This is a genomic window from Bacillus sp. FSL K6-0073, assembly GCF_038006085.1.
Lineage (GTDB): Bacteria > Bacillota > Bacilli > Bacillales > Bacillaceae_G > Bacillus_A > Bacillus_A cereus.
Window position 1 is genome coordinate 1594124 of the sequence record NZ_JBBOUN010000001.1, and the last position, 26227, is coordinate 1620350.

The window sequence follows — 26227 nt, forward strand, 5'->3', positions numbered from 1 at the left end:
AGCCATGCTCAGTAAAGGGGAGACCTAAAGTCAACACCTTAAATGCAAAATTGTGTTAAAATTAAATGATTAAATTCAGGGGATTTTACTAAGGAGGTTTTGGGAGCATGGAGGAAAAAGAGAGACGTGAATTGACTGCTAGAGATGAAGAACAGCTAGAAGAAATTGAAATGAAGGAAGCGAGAAAGCACGAAGTTTTAGATGAGCTAGAAGGAAATAAAGAAGATGCTGGACAAGAGAAGATGAGTAATGGAACAGAAGCTATGATTAGGTCTGTTACAATTCCGGATGAGTTAGTAGAATCTTTGAAACAAATTGCAGCGGTAAGAGAACGTGCAATACAAGCGATCTTACCTGCAATACAAGCGATCTCACCTGTAGCACAAGCGCTGTCAAAACAGATACTGGCGATGAGTAGCTTCTTTGAGTCTATTGGTGCAATTGGTCAAAGAATACAAGAAACACTAGACTCCTTTGATTTTAAAGAACGGCTGATTAGTTTACGAGAATGGGCTAAAGAAGCTGAGGAAACAACGCTGAGTTTTAAAACTATTGTTGTAGAATTAGGATTTCCCCCTCATAATTTTATGCCAATGTATAGTAGGCAACGTGTTATTCAATTGTATGAGGAAAAAGGCATCGAATACACAAAGAGATTTCTTGAGCGTTATATGTGTATGTTTGTTTATGATAAAGAGACGTTAATTGAGATGTGTAACTCTTGGCAACGGGCAGAGTGGCTAGAGAAGCGATCTTCCATTATAAATACAGTTATTGAAGGACATTTGAATGGTTATTATAGGTTGACTGTCCCCGCTATGCTTGCTCAAATTGAAGGGGTTTTAGTAGAGGGGATACTCAAGCTTGAGGCGGTAGCTCCTGACGAGCGAATTCAATATGAGCATCAAAAGAGTTTCCTAGGACAATTTTTATTGGGAGATAAGGGTTCGTTTTCTTTTGATGAGCAGATTGAGGAGTTTTACTTAAACACTGTATTGGCGAATTTTGATAGAGGGAAAGAAGTTGAGTCTGATTTAAGCCGTCATGCTATCTTACATGGTGAAGATGTGAGCTATGGGACAAAGATTAATTCTTTAAAAGGCATTCTAATTTTTGATTATCTTTTTGATAAATTGAATGCTGCTTATAAGGATATTGAAGAAAGTAAGTTAGAGATTAAACGGCAAAAAGAAATAGCGCAAAGTAAAAAGAGAACACGTAATGCTTCGGGGAAGAAATCAAAAGGATATCGTAAGAAAAGTAATGGCTAAGTAGATTCTGCTTAGCTGTTTTTTTTGTTGTTCTGATAAATTATTTAAAGTGATTTTATCATAAAGTTAGCTGTCGAATGTTTCAAAAAAGCAAGTGTAACTCCTTGAGAATAAATACCTTTAAATTGTAAGGTGTTAAAGCATATAACCTTTAAAAGATAAATCGCTAATCAGAACATTGTATGAAAATGTCACTCGTGATATCATATCAAGACCTTAGAGAGCCAAGGTAAAATATACCAAGAAAGAAGGCTAGATATGAGTAATATGACAAAAGAGGAACTTATGTGGGAACTATCCGAAAAGCATGGTATTACAGGGTTTAAGACCGATAGACAGAAAGAGAGAGACTTAGAGTATTACGAAAAGAAAGATCGACAGGATAAGCGACACTTTAGCTGGCAAAACTCGGTAAATCAAGTGGCAATCAAGTACCAACTCAATGATATACAGAAAGGCTCACTACTTCTTATGAGTACATTCTTAAAGAATAACGGTCAGGGAGAACTTTATGATACTAAAGGGAATCATTTGACAGTAAACAAGTTAGCCGATCTCATAGGTAGGTCAAAGAAGCAAGCTGATCGGATTGTGGACGAATGTGAAAATATTGGAGCTGTCACAACTCAAAGGGAAGGAAAAGAGAGGATTATCACATTTACAGATATGATTTACACATGTGGTAACTTGGAAGGTGATAATAAGAAGTATGCGAAAGTGTTCAAATTAGCGGTAAGGAAACTTGGGTCGATGTTGTCATTAAAGGAACTGGGATTCTTATCAGATCTATTGCCTCACTTCCATTGGGAAAGCCATATACTATGTGAGAATCCTACGTGGAACGGTACTGAAGGTATGAAAGTATGGAGACGTAAAGATATTATTGAAAAGCTAGGGTATAACCGAAATGTTGTGACAAGTACATTTAGAAAGTTAAAAGATAATGATGTTATTTTGGAATTGTCTGGAAAGATTGATGTAATCTATCTAAGTCCAAACATTGTGAGCCGTCAGTCTGATAAGGTGACCTTAGAGCAAATAGAAAAGGTTGCCCGCTCAGTAGCAGACAACCTCACAAGAAAATCTTATTTATAAAGCTATAACCGAAAAGTCTCGCCTTCCTCCTCCTACAGATTAGGCGGGGCTTTTTTGTTTCTGCTAATATGATAACTAATAGTGCCACTAAATGCAACGCACGATTTTGTCCACTTTTTAGTATTTTAATGCACGATTTTGTCCACTTTTGAAACAGCTCTATCTCTTGAGGCTCTAAGTCTCATGCATGTTTTGGTTAATTCTCGTTTCTTAGTATCTTATAGGTTTTCTAGAGAGATATCCGTCAATGTATAACTAGTATGGATAACTTTATCAGAGTGAAGCCTTAAAGTATGAGAGTTCGCACACTTACTCTGTGCCATTCGCAAGCTCATTATCACCGTCAATCTTACAATGATATACTCTTATATAGTTTAATGATGAGCGGGGGGGTGAGAGCGTCAGCGAACACGTGCGTAGCACGATGCTACAAGATGAATCACGCATGAATCTCATGCAAGATATACTCGGCAGCTTTCCTCATTTGAAAGTATAAAAATGTAAAAAATTTACTCTGTAGTGCGAAAAACTGGAAAGAACTTCTCTGAAGTGAAGTCTCTAGTGAGTACCGACGTATAAAACAAATGTATCTATACTTTTTAGCTAAAAGCCCTTCTGCAGCTAAAATAGTCACCTCTTAAAGAAATTTAAATACCCTAGAGGGTACTATCTAGAGTAATTCCTACATGAAGTCACTTCCTAAGAAGAAAACTGCATAGAATTGATAACTTTTATGCGAAAAATCTTATAAAGACGGAATCTTATAAGAATAAACATTCATCTATATACATCATTCTCGCCAGATTGAAATTCTAGTGATTTATGCACTTTAAAGTACCATCCCAATGAATCTATAAAGATACTCGCTAAAGCATTGATATTACTGGACTTACTAAACGATTACATCTTTAGAGGGTATTCTCAATATTATCCACTTAGTTAACATAATAAATCTTATAACCAGTACTTTATGGTAGTTAGTTATTTATAGTAAGTATTTATCGTAGTTGCCCCTACAGCTATACTCCGCCAGACGTTGGCTAGTAAGGGCTGATCTTATCAGAGTAAAAGCCTGCCTAGTAAACAGTGAATGTCCTCAGATTGTAAAGCTCATATATATACACTATCTAGATACTGCAGCTAGAAGTTATGCTATATAGCTAAGCTTACATAGTAACTATGTTGTGATGTCGATACCACACAGCATACGATGAGAGAACGCGAGAGAGCGCACAAGAGCCGATAAACACAGAGGTAATACAGCAGGAGCCACAACCACAGAGAGAGGCACAGGAGAGTGCCCACAGAGCGTTCCACAATGGATGCAACAGAGGATGCTATGAAGAGAAGGCAACAGAGAGGGAACAACAACAAAGGAATTGATAAGCGATCAGGAAATAGAAAAAAGAGCGACACGAGAGAGAAGAAGCGAAAGCAAGTCGAGAGAGAGGAGAACTTACAAGCTTATAATTCTCCTGTGATTTAATCTTTGACGAATGGATCGGAAGAAAATCGAACAAGGGTTGGCGACGTGGGGGCACTCAAAGAAAAGCGGCGGGGCTGGTGGGAACCAATCTCTATTATATGTCTAATTACTTCAGAGTGAGAGCTCAGGAGATTTTCTCTAATAAGTTTAGGAAAAAACTTGACGGATTGCTATATTTGGTTATAAAATGAAATGTTAATAAGTTGACTAATTATACTATTTTTGATATACTATGAGTATATAGAGATTGAGTTTAGGTTTAGCCTTCTTAGATACAATCTCTGTGGAACACCTTTCTTTACACTCCAGAAATGCCCTCTTCTCTCTATTAGATCTACTTTTAGAATGTTGCTTTCGATTGCAACGCATTTAAGTTCTTTCCTTTCTTAGTTTCATCCTTTCTCCTTTCTCCTTTTTGTAACAAGCAAACACCCTCTCAAGCTTGGAAAACTTGGAGGGTTGCTTGGTTACCCAGTTCAAGCCGCAACTTTTCCCTTTAAAGACACAAGAATCTCGAGTCGACTCTTAAGAGAGTCAATAAAAATTCATATGGAAAGTTTAGATTCCCAAGCTTCCTTATTACGATTGGTATTGTATTCGTTGTCCGAACTTAAGAGGATCACTTAAGAGCGGACTCGAGATTTTTTTTTCACCTATTTAGTTAAACTTTTAACGAGACACACCTCGAAAGGAATGATTTATTTTTGAAACTGGATATTACATTGCCTGAGACTGATCTCAGAGCTAGAAACCATCTCCGCTATATCATCTTCTGTCACAAATTCCACAATGTCTCAATAGTGGACCTTTGCAATAAATCCCAGCTTCATTACCAACAGTTCAAGAGAGCAATTAAAGGAGAATCTTCATATCGCTCACAGACATCGGTAGGTCAACGCCTAGTCGCTTCATTGCCTTGGGATGTCACGGAAGAGATGATTCAGGAAAGTTTACAACTACTTGATGACATCGCTGAGAAGCTCAAACAATTCGACAAGATTCAAGAGAGTGAAAAACTCCAAGGCGGTGACTCTCATGAGTAAACAAAGCGAGAAGACTCCTAAAACAACCCCTAAAACGAAAAACTCCCAAAAAGTAAAAGATATCTCCAATAGTAGAACCTTGCGAGACTGGAGAGAGTTAGATACCTCAATTACGTTATCACCCTCAAGCTATGATAACGATTTACAATTCCACATGAGTATTCCTATCGAGTTATCAGCATCTCTCAATCTAAAGCAACAAGATTTCCTTCACAACTTAATCGAAACGAAAATGAATATTTCCAGAGCGGCTGAAATGACTGGAATCTCCGAAAGCTACGGGAGAAAAATTACCCAGATGCCAAACGCGAGGGCTTATCTTTCAGCATTACGCAACCAAAGGTCTGCAATTGAAATTATGACTCATAATGAGCTCTTAGCTGAATTGTCAGCAATCGGAAGAGGAAATTCCACTGACGACTTTGTAAATGCCAAGACTGACAAGGTCACAGAAGTTAGGACTCCGTCAAACGTTCGCGTCCAAGCTATGCAGATACTTGCTAAGTGGCATAAGGTCTTATTTGATGGTCCAACGAACCCAAACTTACATTTCAGCGATCAGACTATTGTAGTAGACATCGAGGGATTAGAGGAGGACTTTCAAGAGCCTGAACTTAAGGATGTGACTCCAGAGTCTAACATTATCGACTTTAAAGAATAAAAACTTTAAAGTATCCATCACTAAAGAATACAACAGAAAAGGATGATAAAAGTATGACAAACTCTATTAATTTTGAAGCGTTCATGAGAACACCAGCCGGAAGAAAACTACAAGCCGAATCTGAAAAATACATAGCTGGTCTTAAAGTGGAACATGCTGAGAAGAAGGAGACTCTTGAGAAGAAAGACCTCGTTTATCGAGAATTACTTTTTGGAGCTAATCAGCTTAGAAGCACACAACTCTATCGCGTCATTGAGGGTGTTCCGTCAGTAATTGAAACGGATGACTCAAGCAGAATCACTAAAATTTCGCCTCTGAAGGGCTTTGGAGAGGTCGATTCAGTCCTAGCTCAGCAGATTAAGGAAGCAGATCCACTAACTTATCGACGACTGAGAGCTAACGACTTAAAAGACATTCCAAAAACAGATGCTTACTACGAGTCAGAAATCTACTCGGAAAACTGCCCAGTCGAGGTTTTTGACGCTTATATCGTTCGTCCAAGCAAAGACCCGACAAGTCCTAGATATGCAGAAGATTGGATGGGGCATTATGAGAACCTTTCTGATTACGAGAAGGGCGATAGTATTCATTTAAAGCAAACTGTGAGTTTATACTCCGAAGAGAATGTCCGTGGAATGGCCCAAGAAATAAGGGATCTTCAAAAAGAAATCGAATCTATCGAGAAGGAAATCTACTGATGACGATCCTCAACGATAAAACTATGAATGACTCACTCCATGAGGTGAAAACCTCAAAGGGGTTTTCCTTCATTGTTTCAACTTATGAGCTCCGCAATTTGTCTCCTTGGGTTAAACCTTCTGAGCATTCCTTCGATGATCTACTCTTCTATAGAAAGTTAATCTTATGTGAACGAAAATCAATGAAGAGACAACTTAAACGAGGTTACAAACCTATTAAGACATTGCAAGAAAGCGATCACTTTATTTGGTGTATCTCGGAAGATCTCTTTCACTCTCCAGTTATCTTTAGGGAGGAGAGAGGCTTAAATTTTGAAATCTCGGAGGAAGATCGGGATATCTTAAAAGGCAATATGATAGACAGACTAGCGAGGCAATTACTCTAGTGAAACGGGGACAGTGCTCTAAATGAGTGCTGTCTTTTTTGGTGTGAAATCTATAGAAAGGAAAAACCTTAAAAATAATTTCAAATTTGCACTTGAAAAGTCTCGAGACTTTGTGTTAATCTTTAATCACCGAGGTGGTGAAACAACATGAGTGATGTAATTAAACGAAAGAAGCAAAGCCGCAGAGAATATATTGCTAGCCTGTTTCAAGTTTCTGAGTCTGATGGAGATCAGTTAGCACGTCTGCATTCATGTCTGAAGGGTATCGAGTCTCCTAGGCGTAGGGAGCTGGTAGAGCAAGTACTCGAGCTAGTGGAGAATGGTAAACCATTAACTCCTAGAAAGCCCAGAGAGAAACTAGAAGATGATACAAATAAGGAGCCCAATAGGTAAAAGGGCTTCAAATTTTTACTTAAAAAGTCTCGAGACTTTATTGAAGAAAGAATATAATAACTTAATGGAGGAATTTAAAATGAAATTAGTAGGAAACGATACTTTTAACGGAATGAATAAGCTTAATGAGATGAACAATCAAGGGAAACTTTATATGACATTACTTAATTCGATAGATAACTTGAAGGACGAAATCTATGAGTTTGAAGCCGCATACAACGAATTATCTTTTGTTTCAGGAGATGACATTGAAGAAGATGAGCTTCAAAAGGAGATTATCACGAGTAGGTTATCGGATTTCTATAGGGATTTGGAGAATTGTAAGGATCAATTGATTAAAACTGCAAAAGGCTTTACTCTGAAGGAAATTCAGTACTTACATGCAAATTATAAGAGCTATCAAAGTTGATGCCTGTTTAGAGATGCTACTAAGTAACATATGATCTGGATGAGAGAGAGGAGCGACTTGTCGTCACTCCTCTTTATCTTTAGGAGCTTCAGCCTCTTCTTCACTATCTTTTATTGCGCTTTCTCTAACTATACTTATGAGCACCTTCGCAAAGGTCTCACAATCTAGAGTTCCTACAGATTCGACAATCACCTTATCACTCCTTTTTATCTCTTAGGTCTTCAGCTTTTGAGATTTCTTTATATTTATTGAGGTCAATCTCACCGTTACGTATTTCCCTCCGAACTATCTCCATAAAAGTTTCTGCAAAGAGTTTGCAGTTAAGCTCCCCAACAGTTTCCACAATCATTCGAATAACCTCCTCTTGGTTTATACTGGAAATTATAGCATTTGGGAAAAGGAATGAACTTGAGAAAGTTATATATATATATGAATTTTTGATAAGTATTTTTATTGATGGAAACTTAAAGAAATGTTAGTATAAAAAGGTTGTATTTAGAGGCAGGCCGTATTATTATTGATGTAACTGAAAAGTTGTACGGAAAAAAGAATTGGGGAAAAGCCTAAAAAGCCAAGGGCTGTTTAGATTAGAACTCGTACAGATTACTACCAATACTTCGGAAAACGTCCACCGCGTAATTCATAGTATAAAACTCCTCCAGCGCGCATATACTGGCTATTATGTAATGCGTAAAGGAGGAAGTGATATGGATAATTTCCAATTATCAATGATTCAAAAAGCTATTCACCGTACGTATGATGAGCTCGGAAAAGAAGTGGATAGTCAAGATGCGATTGTAGATGAAATACAAAAAGCACAAGAAGAATATTTGTCAGCTCTTTCACATGAAACAGCGATTGATAAAAGGTATTTAAAGTCATTAATATAGAAGAAAATTTTCCTTTTTCGAAAGGAAAATTTTTTTTCGTGTATTTATATGTATGGCAACAGGGGAAAGTAGCTGCACACATATGAGTAGCGGTTACTATATCTTTTTATAGAAAAACTTTTTGGTTGGAGGCTAAGGATGTTTACTGAGAAGAGATTACCATTTGAAGTAGGAAAACAAGACAATTTTTATGATAAGTTGAATGAGTGGATTGGAGATGTGTTTTACGACATCCTTCCGGAAAAAGGTTTTGAAGAGCGTGATGAACAAATTTTTATGGCGTTTCAATTAGAGCGTGCTTTCCAAGAAAAGAAAGTCATGTTCGCAGAAGCGGGTGTAGGAACAGGGAAAACTATTGTATATCTTCTATATGCAATTTGCTATGCGCGTTATACTGGAAAACCAGCTATTATTGCTTGTGCAGATGAAACGTTAATTGAGCAGCTTGTGAAAGAAGAAGGAGACATTGCGAAATTATCTGAAGCGTTAGGCTTATCTGTAGATGTACGACTTGCGAAATCAATGGATAATTATTTATGTTTACGTAAGCTTGAAGATGTTATGAGTGGACGAGCTCCAGAAGTAATTGAAGACGTATATTATGAATTACCACAATTCGTATTTGATCATGGTACGATGCAAAACTTTACTCACTATGGTGACCGAAAAGAATTTCCACTATTAAATGACGAAGAATGGTCAAAAGTAAATTGGGATTACTTCCAAGATTGCTTCACTTGTGATTCTCGTCATCGTTGCGGTCAAACTCTTTCACGTGAACATTATCGTAAAGCAGCAGATTTAATTATTTGTTCTCAAGATTTTTATATGGATCATATTTGGACGTACGATGCTCGAAAGCGCGAAGGACAAATTCCATTATTACCAGAAAGTAGTTGTGTTGTATTCGATGAAGGACATCTTGTAGAATATGCAGCTCAAAAAGCTTTAACATATCGTTTAAAGCAAACGATGATGGAGCAACTTTTAACGAGATTATTACAAAACGATATTCGTGAAGAGTTTGCACATTTAGTAGAAGAAACAATTTGGCAAACAGAGCGATTCTTTGATGTGTTACAAGAAAACAAAAAAGAAATTGCCGGTTCTGATCGTTTAGAAATTACTGTGACAGAAAAAGTAACAGCTGAAGCGAAACGACTTTATGCGAAAATTGGTGAAGTCGGTGATGCATTAGTATTTGAAAGTGAAATGCATACAGTAAACACGTATGACTTAAATATCGTTGATGAACATTTAGATGTATTAGAGCATTCACTTCGTCTGTTCATGCATGAGAAAAATGTAATTACATGGGGTGAAGAAGGTGATGGAGCCTTCACGTTAGTGATTATGCCACGTGCAGTAGAAGAAGTATTACAAGAGAAAGTATTCTCGAAGAAAATTCCGTATATTTTCTCGTCTGCTACATTATCTAATAACGATTCATTCGCATTTACAGCAAATAGCCTAGGGGTAAAAGATTACTTATCATTCTCAGTTGCCTCACCGTTTGATTATGAGGAGCAAATGGCAGTAAACTTACTATCGCATACGAAAGAAAATGAATGGGAAAGAAAGTGCCAATATACACTTGAAAATATACAGAAAACAAATGGACGTACACTTGTATTATTCCGTACAACACAAGAACTTGCAGCGTTTAAAGAATATGTAAGTAAAGAACAAATGTCAGTTCCGTTCTTATATGAAGGGGATCAAGAAATTAGTCAGCTCGTTTCTCGTTTCCAAAATGAAGAAGAGACTGTACTTTGTGCCGTTCATTTATGGGAAGGTTTAGACATTCCTGGTTCATCATTATCACATGTTATCATTTGGTCATTACCATTCCCTCCAAACGATCCTGTGTTTGAGGCGAAGCGTAAACATGTAAATGATCCATTCTGGGATGTAGATGTACCGTATATGATTTTACGTCTTCGTCAAGGGATTGGCCGTTTAATTCGTACGAGCGACGATAAAGGTGCTATATCAATCTTCTTATCTGATACAGAAGATGAGAAAGTGATAGAAGCGGTGAAAAACGTACTACCAGTAGAAGGTAAAGAATTATAAGGAGAAAGCTTGGCGCTTGCCAAGCTTTTTTTCTATTATAAAAGGAAATTAGATTTTCATGTCGAATTAAGTTTGAGGTAGAAAAAGGAGGTTTTTATACAATGACAGTAGCTACATATGAAGTAGAAAAGCAATTTTTAACATACGTGAAGAAGATACAAAATTACGGAGAAGCATTAAGCTTAATGTTTTGGGACTTGAGAACAGGGGCGCCTAAAAAAGGTGTAGACCAGCGTTCAGAAGTAATTGGCATGCTTTCATCAGAAGTATTTGCCATGTCGACTTCAGATGAGATGGGGAACTATTTAACAGAGCTTGAAGCTTTAATACGTGAAGATAAACTTTCTGAAACGACGAAGAAAATGGTTGAAGAGTGTCGTAAAGAATATGATAGAAATAAGAAAATTCCACAAGCGGAATACGAAGCGTATGTGAAATTAGAAGCGAAAGCAGAGAGTGTGTGGGAAGAAGCTCGTGAAAAATCTGATTTCGAAATGTTCCGCCCGTACTTAGAAAAAATTGTTGAATTTAAAAAGAAATTTATTACATATTGGGGTTACGAAACATATAAATACAATACATTATTAGACATGTATGAGCCAGGTATTACAGTAGAAGTTTTAGATCACGTATTTGGTCAACTTCGTGAGCGCATCGTACCGCTTGTAAAAGAAATCTCTGAGTCTAAAAAAGGATTAAAAACAAGTGCTTTATCGGAAAAATTTTCAAAAGAAAAACAAAAGAACTTTACATTAGAACTATTAAAGCAATTGAATTATGACTTTGAGGCAGGCCGTCTTGATGAAACAGTACATCCATTCGAGATTACTTTAAATAGAGGGGATGTTCGTATTACGACACGCTATGACGAAAAGGATTTCCGCATGGCTGTGTTTGGAACAATTCATGAATGTGGTCATGCTGTATATGAACAAAATATTGCAGAGAAATTTGAAGGTACACCGTTATGTAGTGGAACATCTATGGGTATTCATGAGTCACAATCGTTATTCTTTGAGAACTTTATCGGCCGTAATAAATCATTCTGGAAGAAAAATTATGATTTATTAAAAGAGTATAGCAATGGTCAATTTGATGATATGTCAGTCGATGAATTTTATGATGCAATTAACGAATCGAAGCCGTCATTCATTCGTATAGAAGCAGATGAGCTTACATACCCGCTTCATGTTATGGTGCGTTATGAATTAGAGAAAGAATTATTTGATGGTACATTACAAGTGAAGGACTTACCAGCAGCTTGGAATGATAAGATGGAAGCATATTTAGGAATTCGTCCGGAAAATGATGCGCAAGGTGTATTGCAAGATGTTCACTGGGCTGGTGGCTCATTTGGATACTTCCCATCTTATGCGCTTGGTTACATGTATGCAGCACAATTTAAGCAAAGAATGTTAAAAGACATTCCGAACTTTGATGCATTGTTAGAAGAAGGAAACGTAACACCAATTCGTGAATGGTTAACAGAACATATTCACCAGTATGGTAAAACGAAAAAGCCACTTGAAATTTTAGAAGATGTAACAGGCGAAGGGTTAAATGCAAATTACTTAGCGGATTATTTAGAAGTGAAGTATAAAGGAATTTATGAGTTATAAAAAAGAGCTGCTTACTTGCAGCTTTTTTTATAGGGGGATAGAAGATGGTTTATACATATACAGTAATGACGCAAGAAGAGGCGGAAGAGATTGCATATAACTGGCATTATAAAGGGGAATATTCCTTTTACGATATAGAGGCAGATGAAGAAGATTTAGATGAGTTTTTACATGATGAGAGTAGAGGGAATCATACATTTTCTGTGAAGGAAAATGGCATTCTCATTGGTTTTTTTACTGTTTGTAAAATGAATGATAGAACGGTTGAGATTGGACTTGGAATGAGGCCTGATATAACTGGAAATGGATTTGGTTTACAGTTCGTGAATGCTGGACTAGCTTTTAGCAAAGAAAAATACGGATGCAAATATATAACACTATCAGTAGCGACATTTAATGAGAGAGCGATAAAAGTGTATAAAAGGGTGGGGTTTGAAGCGGTTGGAACGTTTATACAGAAAACAAATGGTGGTTGTTTTGAGTTCTTGAAAATGAACTATATATGTAAACGTGATTAAAAAACAGAGGATCTTCTGTTTTTTTATTTTGATTTAGAAATATATGATACATATTGTTTACTTGTTGTAATTGAGAGTTTTGAAATTTCGGTAGAGGGTGTGTATGATAGAAGTTTAGTAGCAAATAGTAGGTTTAGCAAGGAAAGGTAGAGGTAGTATGATTACAATTAAAACGAAAAATGAAATAGATTTGATGCATGAATCTGGAAAATTACTTGCTTCATGTCATAAAGAAATTGCGAAAATGATAAAGCCAGGTATAACGACACAAGAGATTGATACGTTTGTTGAAATGTATTTAAAAAAGCATGGTGCCACATCTGAACAGAAAGGTTACAACGGGTATCCATATGCGATATGTGCATCTGTAAACGATGAAATGTGTCATGCGTTTCCAGCCGATGTTCCTTTAACTGAGGGTAATATTGTAACAATTGACACGGTAGTAAACTTAAATGGGGGTCTTTCAGATTCTGCTTGGACGTATAGAGTTGGAAAAGTTTCTGATGAAGCAGAAAAGTTGTTGTTAGTAGCTGAGAATGCTTTGTATAAAGGGATTGATCAGGCGGTAATTGGTAATCATGTAGGAGACATTGGCTATGCAATTGAAAGTTATGTAACAAATGAAGGTTTTTCTGTCGCAAGAGACTTTACGGGACATGGGATTGGTAAAGAGATTCATGAAGAACCAGCAATTTTTCATTTTGGGAAACAAGGACAAGGACCTCAGTTACAAGAAGGAATGGTAATTACAATTGAACCGATTGTAAATATAGGTATGCGATATTCTAAAGTAGATTTAAATGGGTGGACTGTACGAACGATGGACGGGAAATTATCAGCTCAATATGAGCATACAATTGCGATTACAAAAGATGGGCCAATCATTTTAACGAAGTTGTAATTGGGAATGAAAGAGTTTGCAAAACTCGAACAAAAATAGTGGTTTTTAAAAATTTGTACGTGTTTTTTTGATAAATGCTTTTCAAAGCATAAAAAGTACGTTATAATCCTTCTATAAAATAAATAGTTAGCTACACTCATATAATCGCGGGGATATGGCCTGCAAGTTTCTACCGAAGTACCGTAAATACTTTGACTATGAGTGAGGACGAATATAATTGCTTGTTTAGCATTCTTTTTTTGCGAAACTCCAAAAGCGCGTCTCTCACTTGTAACGAGTGGTGGCGGCTTTTGGAGTTTTTTTATTGCATAAGAGGGGGAACAAACATGAAAGTATTACAAGAAAAGATTTTGAACGAAGGAAAGGTTTTATCTGGTGACGTATTAAAGGTAGATGCTTTTTTAAATCATCAAATTGATCCAGTACTTATGCAAGAAATCGGAAAAGAATTTGCTAAACGTTTTAAAGAAGAGAACATTACAAAAATCGTGACGATTGAATCTTCAGGCATTGCACCAGCGGTTATGGCTGCATTAGAGCTTGGTGTAAAAGTAATTTTTGCACGAAAACGTAAATCGTTAACGTTACAAGATAATATGTACGTTGCAAACGTATATTCATTTACAAAACAAGAAACAAATGAAATTTCATTATCTCGAAATCATATCGATGAAAATGATCGTGTATTAATCATCGATGACTTTTTAGCAAACGGTCAGGCTGCTTTAGGTTTAATGAGTTTAGTAGAGCAAGCTGGAGCGAGTATTGCAGGAATTGGAATTGTTATTGAAAAAGCATTTCAAGATGGAGGAAAGAAGCTTCGTGAACAAGGCGTTCGTGTTGAATCACTAGCAGAAATTGCATCACTTGATAACGGCACAGTTACATTTGTACAGCAAGAAACTGCGGAGGTGAAATAAACGATGAAGCAGCATCCATTTAAAATTGCATCGCTTGGTATGCAGCATATGCTTGCAATGTATGCTGGAGCAATTATCGTTCCGCTTATTGTGGGCGGTGGACTTGGTTTGAATCAAAAAGAGTTAACATATTTAGTCTCAATTGATTTATTAATGTGCGGCGTTGCGACAATTTTACAAGCATTATCAAATCGCTTTTTCGGTATTGGGCTTCCAGTTGTGCTTGGTTGTACATTTACAGCGGTTGGACCGATGATTGCAATCGGGAAACAATACGGCGTGTCTTCTATTTATGGAGCAATTATTGCTGCCGGGTTATTCGTTGTTATTTTTGCAAAATTATTTGGAAAGCTTGTAAAACTGTTTCCCCCTGTTGTAACAGGATCTGTCGTTACAGTAATTGGAGTTACACTTGTTCCAGCTGCTATTAATGATATGGCTGGCGGAGTAGGAAGCAAAGATTTCGGAAGTCTTGAAAACTTAGCGTTAGCATTTGGTGTGTTACTATTTATCATCATTATGTATCGTTTCTTCGACGGATTTATTCGTTCAATCTCTATTTTGCTAGGTTTATTGTTCGGTACAATCGTTGCAGCATTTATGGGGAAAGTAAGCTTGCAAGCAGTTGGAGAAGCAGATTGGTTCCATGGTATTCAGCCATTTTACTTCGGTACACCAACATTTGAATTGACGCCAATTATTACGATGATTTTAGTTGCTTGCGTAGGGATTGTAGAAGCAACAGGTGTATACTTTGCATTATCTGATATTTGCAATAAAAAGATTGGTGAAAAAGAATTAACAAAAGGCTATCGAGCAGAAGGATTAGCGATGGTGTTAGGTGGTATTTTCAACGCGTTCCCATATACAACATATTCTCAAAACGTAGGGCTTGTTCAATTAACTGGAGTAAGAAATCGCGTTATTATTTATACTTGTGGTGGTATGTTAATCGTTCTTGGATTCATTCCAAAAATCGCAGCTATTACAACGATCATTCCGAAATCAGTACTGGGCGGTGCGATGTTAGCAATGTTCGGTATGGTAATGGCATATGGTATTAAAATGTTAAGTAGCGTTGATTTTGGTAAACAAGAAAATTTATTAATCGTTGCATGTTCTGTCGGAATCGGACTTGGAGTTACAGTCGTTCCTACTTTATTCTCACAACTTCCTGAAAATATTCGTATTTTAACAGATAACGGAATTGTACTTGGAAGTGCGTCAGCAGTACTTTTAAATATCGTATTTAATATGGTGCCGCAGCGTAAAGTGAAAATAAAAGAAGAGCCGGTGTCTATGCAAAGTGAGGTAAGAGAAGCGTAAAAAAGCAAGGTCTCATTATGAGACCTTGCTTTTCTTTTTAAGTGGCATCATTTTTCCGTACGTACCAAGACGCCAAATGTACTCAAGTGGCCCGTATTGATAATGTGAAAGCCACCAGCGGCTAATAAAGATTTGTAACGTGTAGAAACTAATGCAGAATATTGGTCCAACCCATAATGGAGCAGGATAATAATTTTTAAGGAATAGACCAAATACAAGTAATGTAACAATTGTATGCGAGATGTAATTTGTTAATGCCATTCGTCCAACGTATTGGAATGGACGTAATAACGTTTGCCATTTTTCTTTTTGTAATAAACGCATTAGCGTGAAAATGTAGAATATGAATAACGTTTTTCCGCTAAACATTGTAAAGACCTGCATATAAATTGGTTCATAAAATGGTTTTGATAAGAAGTAACGGACCATGAAGAACCACATTGGTAATGTTAAAAGGAACATAATAATTTGCCATTTTTTAAGTTTTAGATCTAACTCTTTCGTGCGGCGGAAAATATCCTTTTTGCCGGCGTATAAACCAAGCAAAAATAGCCCAACTGTTTCTGGAAGCATAAGTAAATTTAATCCAATTCCATCAGCGTAAAATGCATGGAAACGATTTTGTATTTGTGACAGCCAATCTTCTAATGGCATGATAGGTAAGGAAAAACCTAGCTCTTCCTTTGGTACCAATGCAACTGTAATACCAGCCATTAGCATAATGAATTGAAAAATACTCAATAAAACGATAGCCCATATTAAAATAGTACGAGGTTCTCTCTTATAAAATAAAAATAAGAAAAATCCAGCAATCGCATAAGTATGTAAAATGTCTCCGTCCCATAAAAGAACGTAATGTAAGAAACCGAATAATAATAAAATAAGTAAGCGGCGAACAAATAAAATTTTCGGATGATCTGTTTTTGCTTCAGCACGACTCATAAAAATGTAAAAGCCTAGGCCAAATAAAAACGAAAAGATAGTATAAAACTTTGTTTGAATAAACATATCGTAAAATAGACGGATATAGCTATCTAGCCCTTCATAAACTCCTGAAATATCACGTGAGTCAATCCCAGCGATAACAGGCCAGTTCACAAGAAAAATACCTAGTACAGCTATTCCTCTAATAATATCGATGGAGTGTATCCTCTCGCCTTGTGAAATATTTTGTGTCATTATTTTCCTCCCTGTTAAGTAATTCCCTTTTATTATACAAAATGTAAGATGGAGGGTATAGGGTGGATTTCCATTTTTTTTAACTATTAAGTTATGTAAGATGCGATATAATAAGAGGGCACAACAAGTTTTAACCTTTTTCAAAACAGGCAGTAAAGCTCCTTCTTATAAGGAGCTTTCTTTATGAAAAGTGTTGATAATGATTCTCTTTAATGATAAAATATATTTAAAATTGATAATCATTATCAAAAAGGTTGGTGTGTAAGTATGGTATATGCATTAGTAGCAGGTACAGTCGCTGTATATGCAGTTATTGCGAAGTATGTTTTAAATGGAGTAGGAACAGCAAAATGAGTGATATGACATAAAATCCCTTTCATTTGTAAAAAGAATGAAAGGGATTTTTTATTTTTAATGAGAATATGCTGAAAATTTAGTATGATAGTAAAGTGAAACTGTAATCAATGGGTAGGTGTAACTCTCACTGGTTATGAGCTCGCAAATAGCGGGGAAAAGTATATACATCTTGGATAAAGGGGAACAAGGGGATGACAAACATAGTACAGACAAACGGTATGAAAAAACTTGTTTGTTTTTATGAAGAGTGGCAAAAACACGGCGATGCAGAGAATAGTTTAAAGTTGTTTGAGGTGATTCAAAAATATAAACAAGAACAGCTTATGATAGCGTTCTGTGGTCACTTCTCTGCAGGGAAATCAACGATGATGAATCATCTATATAAAGCGCAGTTGTTACCAACAAGTCCAATTCCGACAAGCGCTAACGTTGTCAAAATTGAAAAAGGAATGGATCGTGTTGTTGTAACGGTTAAATCTGGAGAACAGTACGAGTATGACGGTGCATATTCAGCTGAAGAATTAAAACAAATTTGTAAAGATGGTGATGAGGTAATTGGTGTTCACATTTATCGGAATGATGCGCCAATTCCTGAAGGTGTTATGTTAGTAGATACACCAGGGATTGACTCAACAGATGATGCCCATCAATTAGCGACAGAATCAACGCTACATCTAGCAGACGTAATTTTTTATATGATGGATTATAATCACGTCCAATCGGAAGTGAATTTGCAATTTGTTAAAGAATTGAAACAACGTAATAAAACGGTTTATCTCGTTGTCAATCAAATAGATAAACATAAAGAAAATGAATTGTCGTTTGAGAATTATAAAGATAGTGTAAAGCAATCGTTCTCTAACTGGGATATTGAAGTAGATGGAGTATATTATACGTCATTACGAATGATGAACCATCCACATAATGAAATTGGAAGCTTAGAAACGTTAATTACTTCTATTATGAAAGAAAAAGAGCAGTATGTAAGGAATGGAATGGAGCGAGAAACAGAATATTTAATGGGGGAACATTTCTCGTTTATTGTTTCTGAAAATGAAAAAGCTCTTTTGAAATATGAGGAAGAGTTAGCATCACCACTTTCTATTTCAGAGGTAGTTGAAAAGAAGGAAGAGTTAACGGAAGCGAAAAATCGTGAGGCAAGTAAAGAGTCTCATGTGAGAAATGAATTTATAAAAGGCCTACAAGCTATATTAGATAACGCGTATTTAATGCCATTTGAAATGAGAGAATTGGCAAATGCGTACTTAGAAACGAAATTAACAAAGTTTAAAGTCGGTTTGCTATTTGCGAAAGGAAAGACGGAGCAAGAAAAACAAAGGCGTGTAGAGGCGTTTTATTCTGCCCTTCAAAAGACTGTTGAAACGCAGCTTGATTTTCATGTGAAGGAATTTATTGTAGCCTTCTTAAAAGAAGAAGGATTGTTCACGGAGGAAATTGGGAAAGACATATATGGGTTAGAAATTGCTTTCGGACCAGAAATGTTGGCTGAGGTAATTAAACAAGGCGCAGGTTTCACAGGTGATTACTTACTTCTTTATACAGCGGATGTAGCGAATGAATTAAAGAAGCGTTATTTTATAAAAGCACAGCAAATTTTTGATAAAAGTGCGGTCGTTTTAAAGCAAAAGGTGAGGGAAGCAGTTGCTCGTATTGAAGAAGAGATTGAAACATATACGATGTTGCAAACGGCGAAAGAAACACAATTACAATACAATAACAATTTGGCGACATATGAAGACTATTTACGAAATGTTTGGCACGATCATGTTGCTACGCCTGAAGGTTTGCAAATAGATGAGATATTGCAAAGGGAAAAGCAAATTGTTAGTGAGAAATTTACACTACAAGAGAAGGAAATCGTAAACGATAACGTAGCGATTCATGAAGAAGAGCTGAAAGGAACGGCGGCTTTAAATATTCAGCGGATATTAGAGAAAGTGAAAAAAGCTGAAACGATCTTAGAGCCATTGCCAGCGCTGAAACATGTACAGCAAGAGGTAATAGAGAAAAGAAGACGTGTAGAAACAAAACAATTTACAGTAGCGTTATTCGGGGCATTTAGTGCTGGAAAATCATCATTTGCCAATGCCTTACTCGGTGAGAAAGTACTTCCTGTATCACCAAACCCGACGACGGCAACGATTAATCAAATTTTGCCGGTTACAGAGGAAAAACCACATGGAACAGTAATTGTTCAGTTTAAATCAAAGCAAGCGTTATTAGAAGATATGAAAGCTGTTTATAAGCTGTTTCATTATGAGATTGCTACGTTAGATGAAGCGTTAGCACAAATTGATAAAGTTATGAAATATCCTTCACCAACTGGGAAGCAAAAAACAACATTTAGCTTTTTACGAGCGGTACAAAAAGGGTATGATGCAGTTTCTACTTATTTAGGAGAACAAGTACAAGTTACATTAGAAGAGTTCTCTGATTATGTAGCGAATGAAGAGAAATCATGCTTCGTTGAGTATATGGAACTTTATTATGATTGTGCTTTAACAAGGCAGGGAGTAGCGCTTGTAGACACACCTGGAGCGGATTCTATCAATGCTCGCCATACGGATGTTGCATTCCAGTATATTAAAAACGCAGATGCTATTTTATTTGTAACATATTATAACCATGTATTCTCTCGTGCTGACCGTGAATTTTTAATTCAGCTTGGTCGTGTAAAGGATACTTTTTCCCTTGATAAAATGTTCTTCTTAATTAATGCTGCGGATTTAGCAGAGTCTGAAGAAGAACTTGAAATGGTAAAAGATTATATCGCAGATCAGCTACTGCAATACGGTATTAGAAATCCGCGTTTATTTGCAATTTCAAGTTTATGTGCGCTTGAAGAGAAACAAGGAAAGAATGTTGAAAAAGAGAAGTATGGTATTTTACAAAACTCTGGGATTACTAAGTTTGAGGAATCATTTACGTCCTTTATGATGAGAGATTTAATGCTTGTTTCTGTGCATGCTCTATATGGTGCGTTGCAAGGGGCAGATCAGCTTTTAGTAAACATGATAAAGGGTGCAAAGCAGGGGAATGAAGAGAAAGAGAAGCAAACGAAAAAATATGAAGCAGAGCGTGATCAACTACTTCATATCATTTCTTCATATAGTGTACTTGCTGAAGAACAGGCGATGCAAAATGAAGTGAAAGAGTTGCTTTATTACGTGCAACAGCGTCTATTCCTACGCTATAACGATGTGTTTACTGAATTTATTAATCCGGCGTCACTTCGAACCGATGGAAATGTGAAAACACAATTGCAGCAGTGTGTTATGGAATTAGTAGCATTTATTCAGCATGATTTATTGCAAGAAATGCGTGCGACATCATTACGCCTTGAAAAATGGATAGACGAAGCGATGAAGCGTGCAAAAGACGAAATTGTAGTGAACTGTAAAGTAGAAAATGAATCAATTTCTATGAATGGAACAGTGGAGTATGAATATAAAGATATTACACATAAAGAACCCTTCCCTTCAGTTGAAATAAAAGATTTCAAAAAAGCATTGGCACATTTTAAAAATGAGAAAAGCTTTTTTGAAAAGAATGACAAAGCTTTTATGCAAGAAGACGCTAAATCTGTATTAGAACCGCTCGTATCAAACTATGTAGCTGATGAAAAACATTTATTTGTTCATCATTATAAGCAAGAGTGGGATATGAAGTGGAATTTATTCCAAAAAGTGATGCAGCAAGATGTGATGAACTATTATGAAAGTATATTGTTTGCATTGGCTGAAACGATCGATGTATCTCTATATGAACAAAGTAAAGAACAATTGCAAAAGCAGTTAGTAGAGATTGAAAAAGAAATTTATGTTATATAGTCGTTATGAGAAAAAGATTCGTTCAATTTTCTTTTGAAGTACAGTATCTAAAGATTTTACAAATCCAGCAAATTCATCGGTAGAAATCATATGAGTAAGAACGAGTCGTCTGCCATCTGGTGTTTCACCGCATAAGACGAATGAAGAAAATTCATATGTTTTGTTTTCAACTACTAATTTTGGATAGGAATACGTGTCGCTTTTCTTCTTCTTTCCATCAATAGAGATGACGTTGCATTTTTTCTCATTGTTGTCCATGGTGAATCCCTCCTTTCTATTACTTATGGTAGACAAGGAGGGTTTAGAACAATAGAGAAGGGGGAATTTTTTATGTCTGTTGTAATAGAACGTATTCCAAAAGAGGCTATACCGAAGGCTTTATTGTTACTTGCTGATCCAAGTGAACGGCAAATAGCTACATATGTACAAAGAGGATTAACATACGTAGCTAAGCAGGGGGGGAGCGTTATCGGTGTATATGTTCTTTTGGAAACAAGGCCAAAGACGATGGAAATCATGAATATTGCGGTTGTAGAACATTTACAAGGAACAGGGATTGGGAAGAAGCTATTAAGGCATGCTGTAGAAACTGCTAAAGGATATGGTATGTCAAAACTTGAAGTTGGTACAGGCAATTCTAGTGTTTCACAACTTGCTTTATATCAAAAATGTGGATTTCGTATTTTTTCTATTGATTTTGATTACTTTTCGAAGCATTATGAAGAAGAGATTATTGAAAATGGGATTGTATGTCGTGATATGATCCGGCTTGCAATGGAATTGAATAAAAACGTATAACTATTTAGGGGGAAGAGAAGATGGAAGTACATAAAGCAATTACAGCACATTCTCGTAAACAAAATGAAAGCGTAAAAGCATGTTTACAATTAGATGCACAGCGTGAAGCAGCTATTGAAGCTGCCGTATCTCTTGCGTCAAATGGGAAAGAATTTTCGGTTGATGTCATTAATTTTGTAACGAAGCAAATTAATGATCTTGCAAAAAATGGTGTTACCTTGCAGCGTAAATATGTTACAGAAGAAATGGTTATGGAGTATGTAAGTCGTTTGAAAGAGAAAGAAGGTCGTTAAAGATGATAGTTACAGTCGAATGGTTACGTGAGCATATAGAAGATGAGAATGTCCGTATAATCGATTGTCGTTTTGATTTAGCGAATCCTAATTGGGGTAGAGAAAAGTATGAAGAAGGACATATTCCTCATGCGTTATATTTTGATTTGAATTTAGATTTATCAAGTCCTATAGCAGAACATGGTGGCCGCCATCCTTTACCAAATATTGAGGAGTTTGCAGACAAGCTTTCGAAGGCTGGTATTGATGAACATACGACAGTAATTGCGTATGACAGTCAAGCTGGTGCAAATGCTGCTCGTTTATGGTGGTTATGTAACTATGTAGGACATGAGAAAGTATATATATTAGATGGTGGTTTCCCTGCTTGGAAAGAGAATGGACTACCGACAACAGCGGAAATTCCTGTTGCTATACGAAAAACATTCAAAGCTAATATACAAGATCATATGCTTGTAACGATGGAAACGGTCAGAGAGAATATCCGTGCAGGTGCGGATGTTACATTAATTGATTCAAGAGAGCCGAAACGTTATGCTGGTGTAGAGGAACTTGTCGATCATAAAGCAGGACATATTCCAACAGCGGTAAACCATTTTTGGAAGGATGGAATGTTGCAATCAGGACAATTTAAGAATAAAGCTGGGCAACAAGAACGATTCCAAAATCTGTCGAAAGATAAGGAAACCATTGTATATTGTGGTTCTGGTGTTACGGCATGTCCAAATATCGTTGCATTAAAATTGGCTGGATTCCAAAATGTTAAATTGTATGCAGGTAGCTGGAGTGATTGGATTTCTTATCCAGAAAATCAAATTGCAAAAGAAGAAGATTAATCACTTGCATGCAAAAATAATTTGTATTAAAATAAGGTCACAAGCAAGAGATTGCTCGAAAAACTTTGTATTTTACACATTGGAAACAATGTGATAATATAACGACAAGTAAATAATACATCCTGCGGTGTGCGTAACTTATTTATGTCTAAAACCGATGTTAGTTATACGGAAGCTCAATATTTAGCGACCATCATCAAGCCTTCCTTGTGGAGGAAGATGTACGGTAACTGTGAGGGCATCCACCTGCGAGTAGCGGGTTTTTGGACATTTACGAGGAGCGGCACGTGCGGGGGTCTTATTTCAACTAACCTTATATAAAATTCCTACGGTGTACGTAGCTTATGCATGTCTTAAACCAATAAGTTTAATATGGAAGCTCAATATTTAAATGTAGCTAACATGCCATCTTTTTAAGAAGGAAGTTACAAACATTTGTGAGAGCATCCACCTGTGAGAGCAGGTTTATGGACATCTAGAGAGAACGGCATATGTGGGGCTATATAAAAACCTTACGTTTTATACGTAAGGTTTTTTTGTTGCATAGATATATTAATATTATCTTGATTCACCTGTGAAGTTTCCGTAATAAATGTAGCACTTTCTGTCTTCATCAATCTCTCTTGAATCTAAGGAGAATTCCATAGACATGCCGTCTCGCTGAATATATATAATATCTGAATGAAGAGATGGTAAAATTTCTTCGTAGTTCCATACATCTTGACTATCTACTAAGCTTGAACTCGTTTCACTTAGTTCTCTAATTTCAAAACCGATGTGGGAGTATGTAGGGTCTGAAGGGTCATTGGCGAAAACTTCTTTTTGAATATAAATAACTACTGTTCCGTCTGGATCAACCGAAGTTGCAGTAACAACATAAGTATTTTTCTCTTTAATAAAATATTCACAAGTCATGCGTGCGATAATTTCAGAATTAGAAATATTGACGTAGTTCCATAAAGCAGGATACCCTTTCGTTTCATCATTAAGTCGATATTCTAAGCGCATTTTTATACCTCTTCTTCCTTTTTCTTCTACTTTATCATGCCATCCTATATAATAGGAATAGAAATTAAAAAGGGGAGTGCGAAGGTGACAAAAACGAAATGGCTAGTAGGTGGTGTCGTAACGTCTTTAATGACTGGCACTTTATTTGGTTGCGCACAAGATCTTCCCCCAAAACCGAATGATAATAGTTGTTCTGATTGGGATTGGGATGATGAACTTGGGGTATGGCAGTGTGATGATAGTAGTTCAGGTTATCGTGGGCATTATTTCTATGGTGGGCGATACTATCAAAATAAATCCACTTTTAAAAATTCATCGGCGTTTAAATCGTATCAATCGTCTGCTGAATTTAAAGGTGGAATTGGAAGCGGTTCAAAGGGAGGATTTGGGGGATAAAATATGTCGCAATACATAAGGGATCGAAAAGAGTTTTATTTGAAATATCCAAATTTTTGGTCGAATTTATATGAATGTGAGTATAGTTTGTTTCATGTTTTTTCTATAACAAATCAGACTATGAAGCAATTACAATTAGCGACTGAACGAATGGGAAAAATATTTTTTAAGACTGCTAGACTGCTGCGTAATTTAAGTGACGAACAGCTTCTTGAGCTTGGTTTTCCATCCGCGAGTTTATCATTCATTAGAATGAAAGGGCTTTATCCTGAATCTGTAATTTCGCGATTTGATTTTGCTGTAACAGAGGATAACCAAATCAAAATGCTTGAGTTTAATAGTGATACACCAACTTTTATTGTGGAATGCTTTCAAATGAATGGGAAAGTATGTGAAAATCTAGGTTATGATGATCCAAACTCGGATCAAGAACGATTGCTATCTTCTGGTGTTACGAAAGCCGTAATGGAAGCGACAAAGGGATTAGACAATCCAAATGTTGTTTTTACAGCACATCATGAACATATTGAGGATTGGAATACGACTATGTATTTGAGTCAGTTATGCCATGTGGAAAATAAAGTAGTGCCAATGTCAGAACTTAGAATTACAAAAGATGCTCTAATCGATAAAGATGGGGCGAAGATTGACGTTTTATATCGCCAAACATATCCGATAGAAGATTTAATTGAGGATCAAGATCCTGAAACAGGAGATTTGGTAGGTGTGGAATTGTTGCAACTTGTAAAGGCCGGAAAGCTTTTTATAATAAATCCTTTGTCAGCATTTTTACTTCAGCCAAAATCAATTCAGTGTCTTATTTGGGGGTTAGCAGAAGAAGAGGCCTTTTATACAAATGAGGAACAACAGTGGATTAAAGAATATATGTTACCTACATATTTAGAACCAGATTTATTTTTAGGAAAAGGTTCTTTCGTTCAAAAACCTTCATTTGGTAGAGAAGGAGATACAATTACGATTCGTGATAAGGACGAAAATATTATGCTTCAAAATGCACATCAAACATATAAAAAGTCACTGCCAATATTTCAAAAGTATACAGAACTTCCAGTCGTATCCTTGGAAACAGAAAAAGGGATGGAGAAACTGTCGTATGTGTTTGGTTCTTTTTTAATTGCTGGAAAAGCGAGTAGTATCGGTATTCGCGCGGGAGAAAAGATTACAGGAAATGAATCGTACTATTTACCGGTAGGTATAAAAAGGAGGGGGAAAAATGATTAATTTTTTATTATATTTAGCAGTAACACTTGGACTTTTATGTATTGGTCTGTTCTTGATGGAAGTGACAACGAAAGTTAAGGAATTTAAGTTAATGGCTCAAGGGAATAAGGCGGTAAGCTATGTGCTTGGAGGGCGATTACTTGGGTTAGCTATCGTTTTATATTCGACAGCAGCTAATTCAATTTCACTTCTTGATATGATTTCGTGGGGAGCAGTTGGGATTTTGGCTCAAATTATCGTCTTTTATTTAGCTGAGTGGCTTACACCACGCTTTAATATAAACAAAAGTCTTGAAGAAGATAATCAAGCAGTCGGTCTTTTTCTTATGTTTTTATCGCTTTCAATTGGGATTGTAATCGCTGGTTGTATAACTTATTAAAAACTTTACGTTTAAACGTAAAGTTTTTTATTTTATACCGCTATTTGCCGGGCAGCCCGATTGGTGAGGGCTAATAATCAGTGGCGGATGAACAAAACCCCCACTGATTAAAGTTTCACTTTATATACGTTAGTTTGCCATACCATTTGAAAAAATTGTAGGCTACGGTTGACATCTATTTTAAATAAGAGTA

Annotated in this window: 27 protein-coding genes, 2 other RNA genes and 1 riboswitch; of the genes, 24 read left to right on the forward strand and 5 right to left on the reverse strand. The window is 36.3% G+C overall.

The window, feature by feature from the left end:
* Window positions 1–107: 107 nt before the first annotated feature.
* From MHB52_RS08445 to MHB52_RS08480, 8 genes are all read left to right on the forward strand, one after another.
* A complete protein-coding gene (locus MHB52_RS08445) occupies window positions 108–1271 on the forward strand; it encodes a hypothetical protein (RefSeq protein ID WP_061663862.1) in 1164 nt (387 codons plus the stop codon).
* Between the two features lie 258 nt (window positions 1272–1529).
* Window positions 1530–2366, forward strand: a complete 837-nt coding sequence (locus MHB52_RS08450) for a hypothetical protein (RefSeq protein WP_061663861.1) — start codon at window positions 1530–1532, stop codon at window positions 2364–2366.
* 1297 nt (window positions 2367–3663) lie between these two features.
* Window positions 3664–3852 (forward strand): hypothetical protein, encoded by a 189-nt coding sequence (locus tag MHB52_RS08455; RefSeq protein WP_137074417.1) that lies wholly within the window; start codon window positions 3664–3666, stop codon window positions 3850–3852.
* Window positions 3853–4556: 704 nt separating this feature from the next.
* Window positions 4557–4895 (forward strand): hypothetical protein, encoded by a 339-nt coding sequence (locus tag MHB52_RS08460; protein WP_061663860.1) that lies wholly within the window; start codon window positions 4557–4559, stop codon window positions 4893–4895.
* A complete protein-coding gene (locus tag MHB52_RS08465; RefSeq protein WP_061663859.1) occupies window positions 4888–5556 on the forward strand; it encodes a terminase small subunit in 669 nt (222 codons plus the stop codon). Before MHB52_RS08460 ends, MHB52_RS08465 begins: the two co-directional genes overlap by 8 nt.
* A 53-nt stretch (window positions 5557–5609) precedes the next feature.
* Window positions 5610–6254 carry a hypothetical protein gene (locus MHB52_RS08470; protein ID WP_061663858.1) on the forward strand — a complete coding sequence of 215 codons (645 nt, stop codon included), beginning with the start codon at window positions 5610–5612 and terminating at the stop codon, window positions 6252–6254.
* 533 nt (window positions 6255–6787) lie between these two features.
* Window positions 6788–7033 (forward strand): hypothetical protein, encoded by a 246-nt coding sequence (locus MHB52_RS08475; protein ID WP_016110942.1) that lies wholly within the window; start codon window positions 6788–6790, stop codon window positions 7031–7033.
* 79 nt (window positions 7034–7112) lie between these two features.
* Complete coding sequence (locus MHB52_RS08480; RefSeq protein ID WP_061663856.1) at window positions 7113–7442, forward strand: hypothetical protein; 330 nt, start codon at window positions 7113–7115, stop codon at window positions 7440–7442.
* Window positions 7443–7505: 63 nt separating this feature from the next.
* Here the strand turns inward: MHB52_RS08480 and MHB52_RS08485 are convergent, their stop codons facing one another.
* On the reverse strand, window positions 7506–7634 hold the full coding sequence (locus MHB52_RS08485) for a hypothetical protein (RefSeq protein WP_277996113.1): 129 nt from the start codon (window positions 7632–7634) through the stop codon (window positions 7506–7508).
* A 4-nt stretch (window positions 7635–7638) separates the two neighbouring features.
* Window positions 7639–7791, reverse strand: coding sequence for a hypothetical protein (locus MHB52_RS08490; RefSeq protein ID WP_172797028.1), 153 nt, complete (start codon window positions 7789–7791; stop codon window positions 7639–7641).
* Between the two features lie 358 nt (window positions 7792–8149).
* Here MHB52_RS08490 and MHB52_RS08495 point away from each other — a divergent pair, with 358 nt between their 5' ends.
* From MHB52_RS08495 to pbuX, 7 genes are all read left to right on the forward strand, one after another.
* A complete protein-coding gene (locus MHB52_RS08495; RefSeq protein WP_000368569.1) occupies window positions 8150–8332 on the forward strand; it encodes a DUF3921 family protein in 183 nt (60 codons plus the stop codon).
* A 138-nt stretch (window positions 8333–8470) separates the two neighbouring features.
* Window positions 8471–10408, forward strand: coding sequence for an ATP-dependent DNA helicase (locus MHB52_RS08500; protein WP_000493698.1), 1938 nt, complete (start codon window positions 8471–8473; stop codon window positions 10406–10408).
* A 101-nt stretch (window positions 10409–10509) separates the two neighbouring features.
* On the forward strand, window positions 10510–12027 hold the full coding sequence (gene ypwA, locus MHB52_RS08505; protein ID WP_000215070.1) for a carboxypeptidase: 1518 nt from the start codon (window positions 10510–10512) through the stop codon (window positions 12025–12027).
* A gap of 44 nt (window positions 12028–12071) precedes the next feature.
* Window positions 12072–12545: a GNAT family N-acetyltransferase gene (locus MHB52_RS08510; protein ID WP_000263214.1), complete on the forward strand. Its 474-nt coding sequence runs from the start codon at window positions 12072–12074 to the stop codon at window positions 12543–12545.
* A 157-nt stretch (window positions 12546–12702) separates the two neighbouring features.
* Entirely contained in the window at window positions 12703–13449 is a 747-nt protein-coding gene (locus MHB52_RS08515; RefSeq protein WP_000628415.1) for a type I methionyl aminopeptidase, read from the forward strand.
* Between the two features lie 116 nt (window positions 13450–13565).
* A riboswitch (purine riboswitch) is annotated at window positions 13566–13667 on the forward strand.
* 108 nt (window positions 13668–13775) lie between these two features.
* The gene (locus MHB52_RS08520) at window positions 13776–14369 is read left to right on the forward strand and encodes a xanthine phosphoribosyltransferase (protein WP_000866483.1); all 594 of its coding nucleotides are present in this window, start codon (window positions 13776–13778) and stop codon (window positions 14367–14369) included.
* A gap of 3 nt (window positions 14370–14372) precedes the next feature.
* Window positions 14373–15695 carry a xanthine permease PbuX gene (gene pbuX / locus MHB52_RS08525; RefSeq protein WP_016117498.1) on the forward strand — a complete coding sequence of 441 codons (1323 nt, stop codon included), beginning with the start codon at window positions 14373–14375 and terminating at the stop codon, window positions 15693–15695.
* Between the two features lie 15 nt (window positions 15696–15710).
* Here the strand turns inward: pbuX and MHB52_RS08530 are convergent, their stop codons facing one another.
* On the reverse strand, window positions 15711–16874 hold the full coding sequence (locus MHB52_RS08530) for a DUF418 domain-containing protein (protein ID WP_000193088.1): 1164 nt from the start codon (window positions 16872–16874) through the stop codon (window positions 15711–15713).
* Between the two features lie 548 nt (window positions 16875–17422).
* Between MHB52_RS08530 and MHB52_RS08535 the strand changes: the two genes are divergently transcribed.
* Complete coding sequence (locus MHB52_RS08535) at window positions 17423–21082, forward strand: dynamin family protein (protein ID WP_000182127.1); 3660 nt, start codon at window positions 17423–17425, stop codon at window positions 21080–21082.
* Window positions 21083–21085: 3 nt separating this feature from the next.
* Here MHB52_RS08535 and MHB52_RS08540 read toward each other — a convergent pair whose 3' ends face one another.
* Window positions 21086–21340, reverse strand: coding sequence for a DUF3931 domain-containing protein (locus tag MHB52_RS08540; RefSeq protein WP_000369740.1), 255 nt, complete (start codon window positions 21338–21340; stop codon window positions 21086–21088).
* Window positions 21341–21412: 72 nt separating this feature from the next.
* On the opposite strand from MHB52_RS08540, the gene MHB52_RS08545 reads away from it, so the two are divergent.
* From MHB52_RS08545 to ssrS (MHB52_RS08565), 5 genes are all read left to right on the forward strand, one after another.
* The gene (locus MHB52_RS08545) at window positions 21413–21880 is read left to right on the forward strand and encodes a GNAT family N-acetyltransferase (protein ID WP_000117687.1); all 468 of its coding nucleotides are present in this window, start codon (window positions 21413–21415) and stop codon (window positions 21878–21880) included.
* Between the two features lie 20 nt (window positions 21881–21900).
* Complete coding sequence (locus MHB52_RS08550) at window positions 21901–22173, forward strand: YpbS family protein (protein WP_000451810.1); 273 nt, start codon at window positions 21901–21903, stop codon at window positions 22171–22173.
* Between the two features lie 2 nt (window positions 22174–22175).
* The gene (locus tag MHB52_RS08555) at window positions 22176–23009 is read left to right on the forward strand and encodes a sulfurtransferase (RefSeq protein ID WP_000637562.1); all 834 of its coding nucleotides are present in this window, start codon (window positions 22176–22178) and stop codon (window positions 23007–23009) included.
* 116 nt (window positions 23010–23125) lie between these two features.
* Window positions 23126–23308: non-coding RNA, 6S RNA (ssrS, locus tag MHB52_RS08560), on the forward strand.
* A 21-nt stretch (window positions 23309–23329) separates the two neighbouring features.
* Window positions 23330–23513, forward strand: a non-coding RNA gene (gene ssrS / locus MHB52_RS08565) — 6S RNA.
* A 54-nt stretch (window positions 23514–23567) separates the two neighbouring features.
* Here ssrS (MHB52_RS08565) and MHB52_RS08570 read toward each other — a convergent pair.
* Window positions 23568–24017, reverse strand: coding sequence for a hypothetical protein (locus MHB52_RS08570; RefSeq protein ID WP_001235533.1), 450 nt, complete (start codon window positions 24015–24017; stop codon window positions 23568–23570).
* 84 nt (window positions 24018–24101) lie between these two features.
* Here MHB52_RS08570 and MHB52_RS08575 point away from each other — a divergent pair, with 84 nt between their 5' ends.
* Genes MHB52_RS08575 through MHB52_RS08585 form a run of 3 tightly spaced genes read left to right on the forward strand, consistent with a single transcriptional unit; the run spans window position 24102 to window position 26034 of the window.
* Complete coding sequence (locus MHB52_RS08575; protein ID WP_000169030.1) at window positions 24102–24413, forward strand: hypothetical protein; 312 nt, start codon at window positions 24102–24104, stop codon at window positions 24411–24413.
* 3 nt (window positions 24414–24416) lie between these two features.
* Window positions 24417–25655: a glutathionylspermidine synthase family protein gene (locus tag MHB52_RS08580; protein WP_000084949.1), complete on the forward strand. Its 1239-nt coding sequence runs from the start codon at window positions 24417–24419 to the stop codon at window positions 25653–25655.
* On the forward strand, window positions 25648–26034 hold the full coding sequence (locus tag MHB52_RS08585) for a DUF350 domain-containing protein (protein ID WP_000606857.1): 387 nt from the start codon (window positions 25648–25650) through the stop codon (window positions 26032–26034). Before MHB52_RS08580 ends, MHB52_RS08585 begins: the two co-directional genes overlap by 8 nt.
* The last annotated feature ends 193 nt before the right edge of the window (window positions 26035–26227 follow it).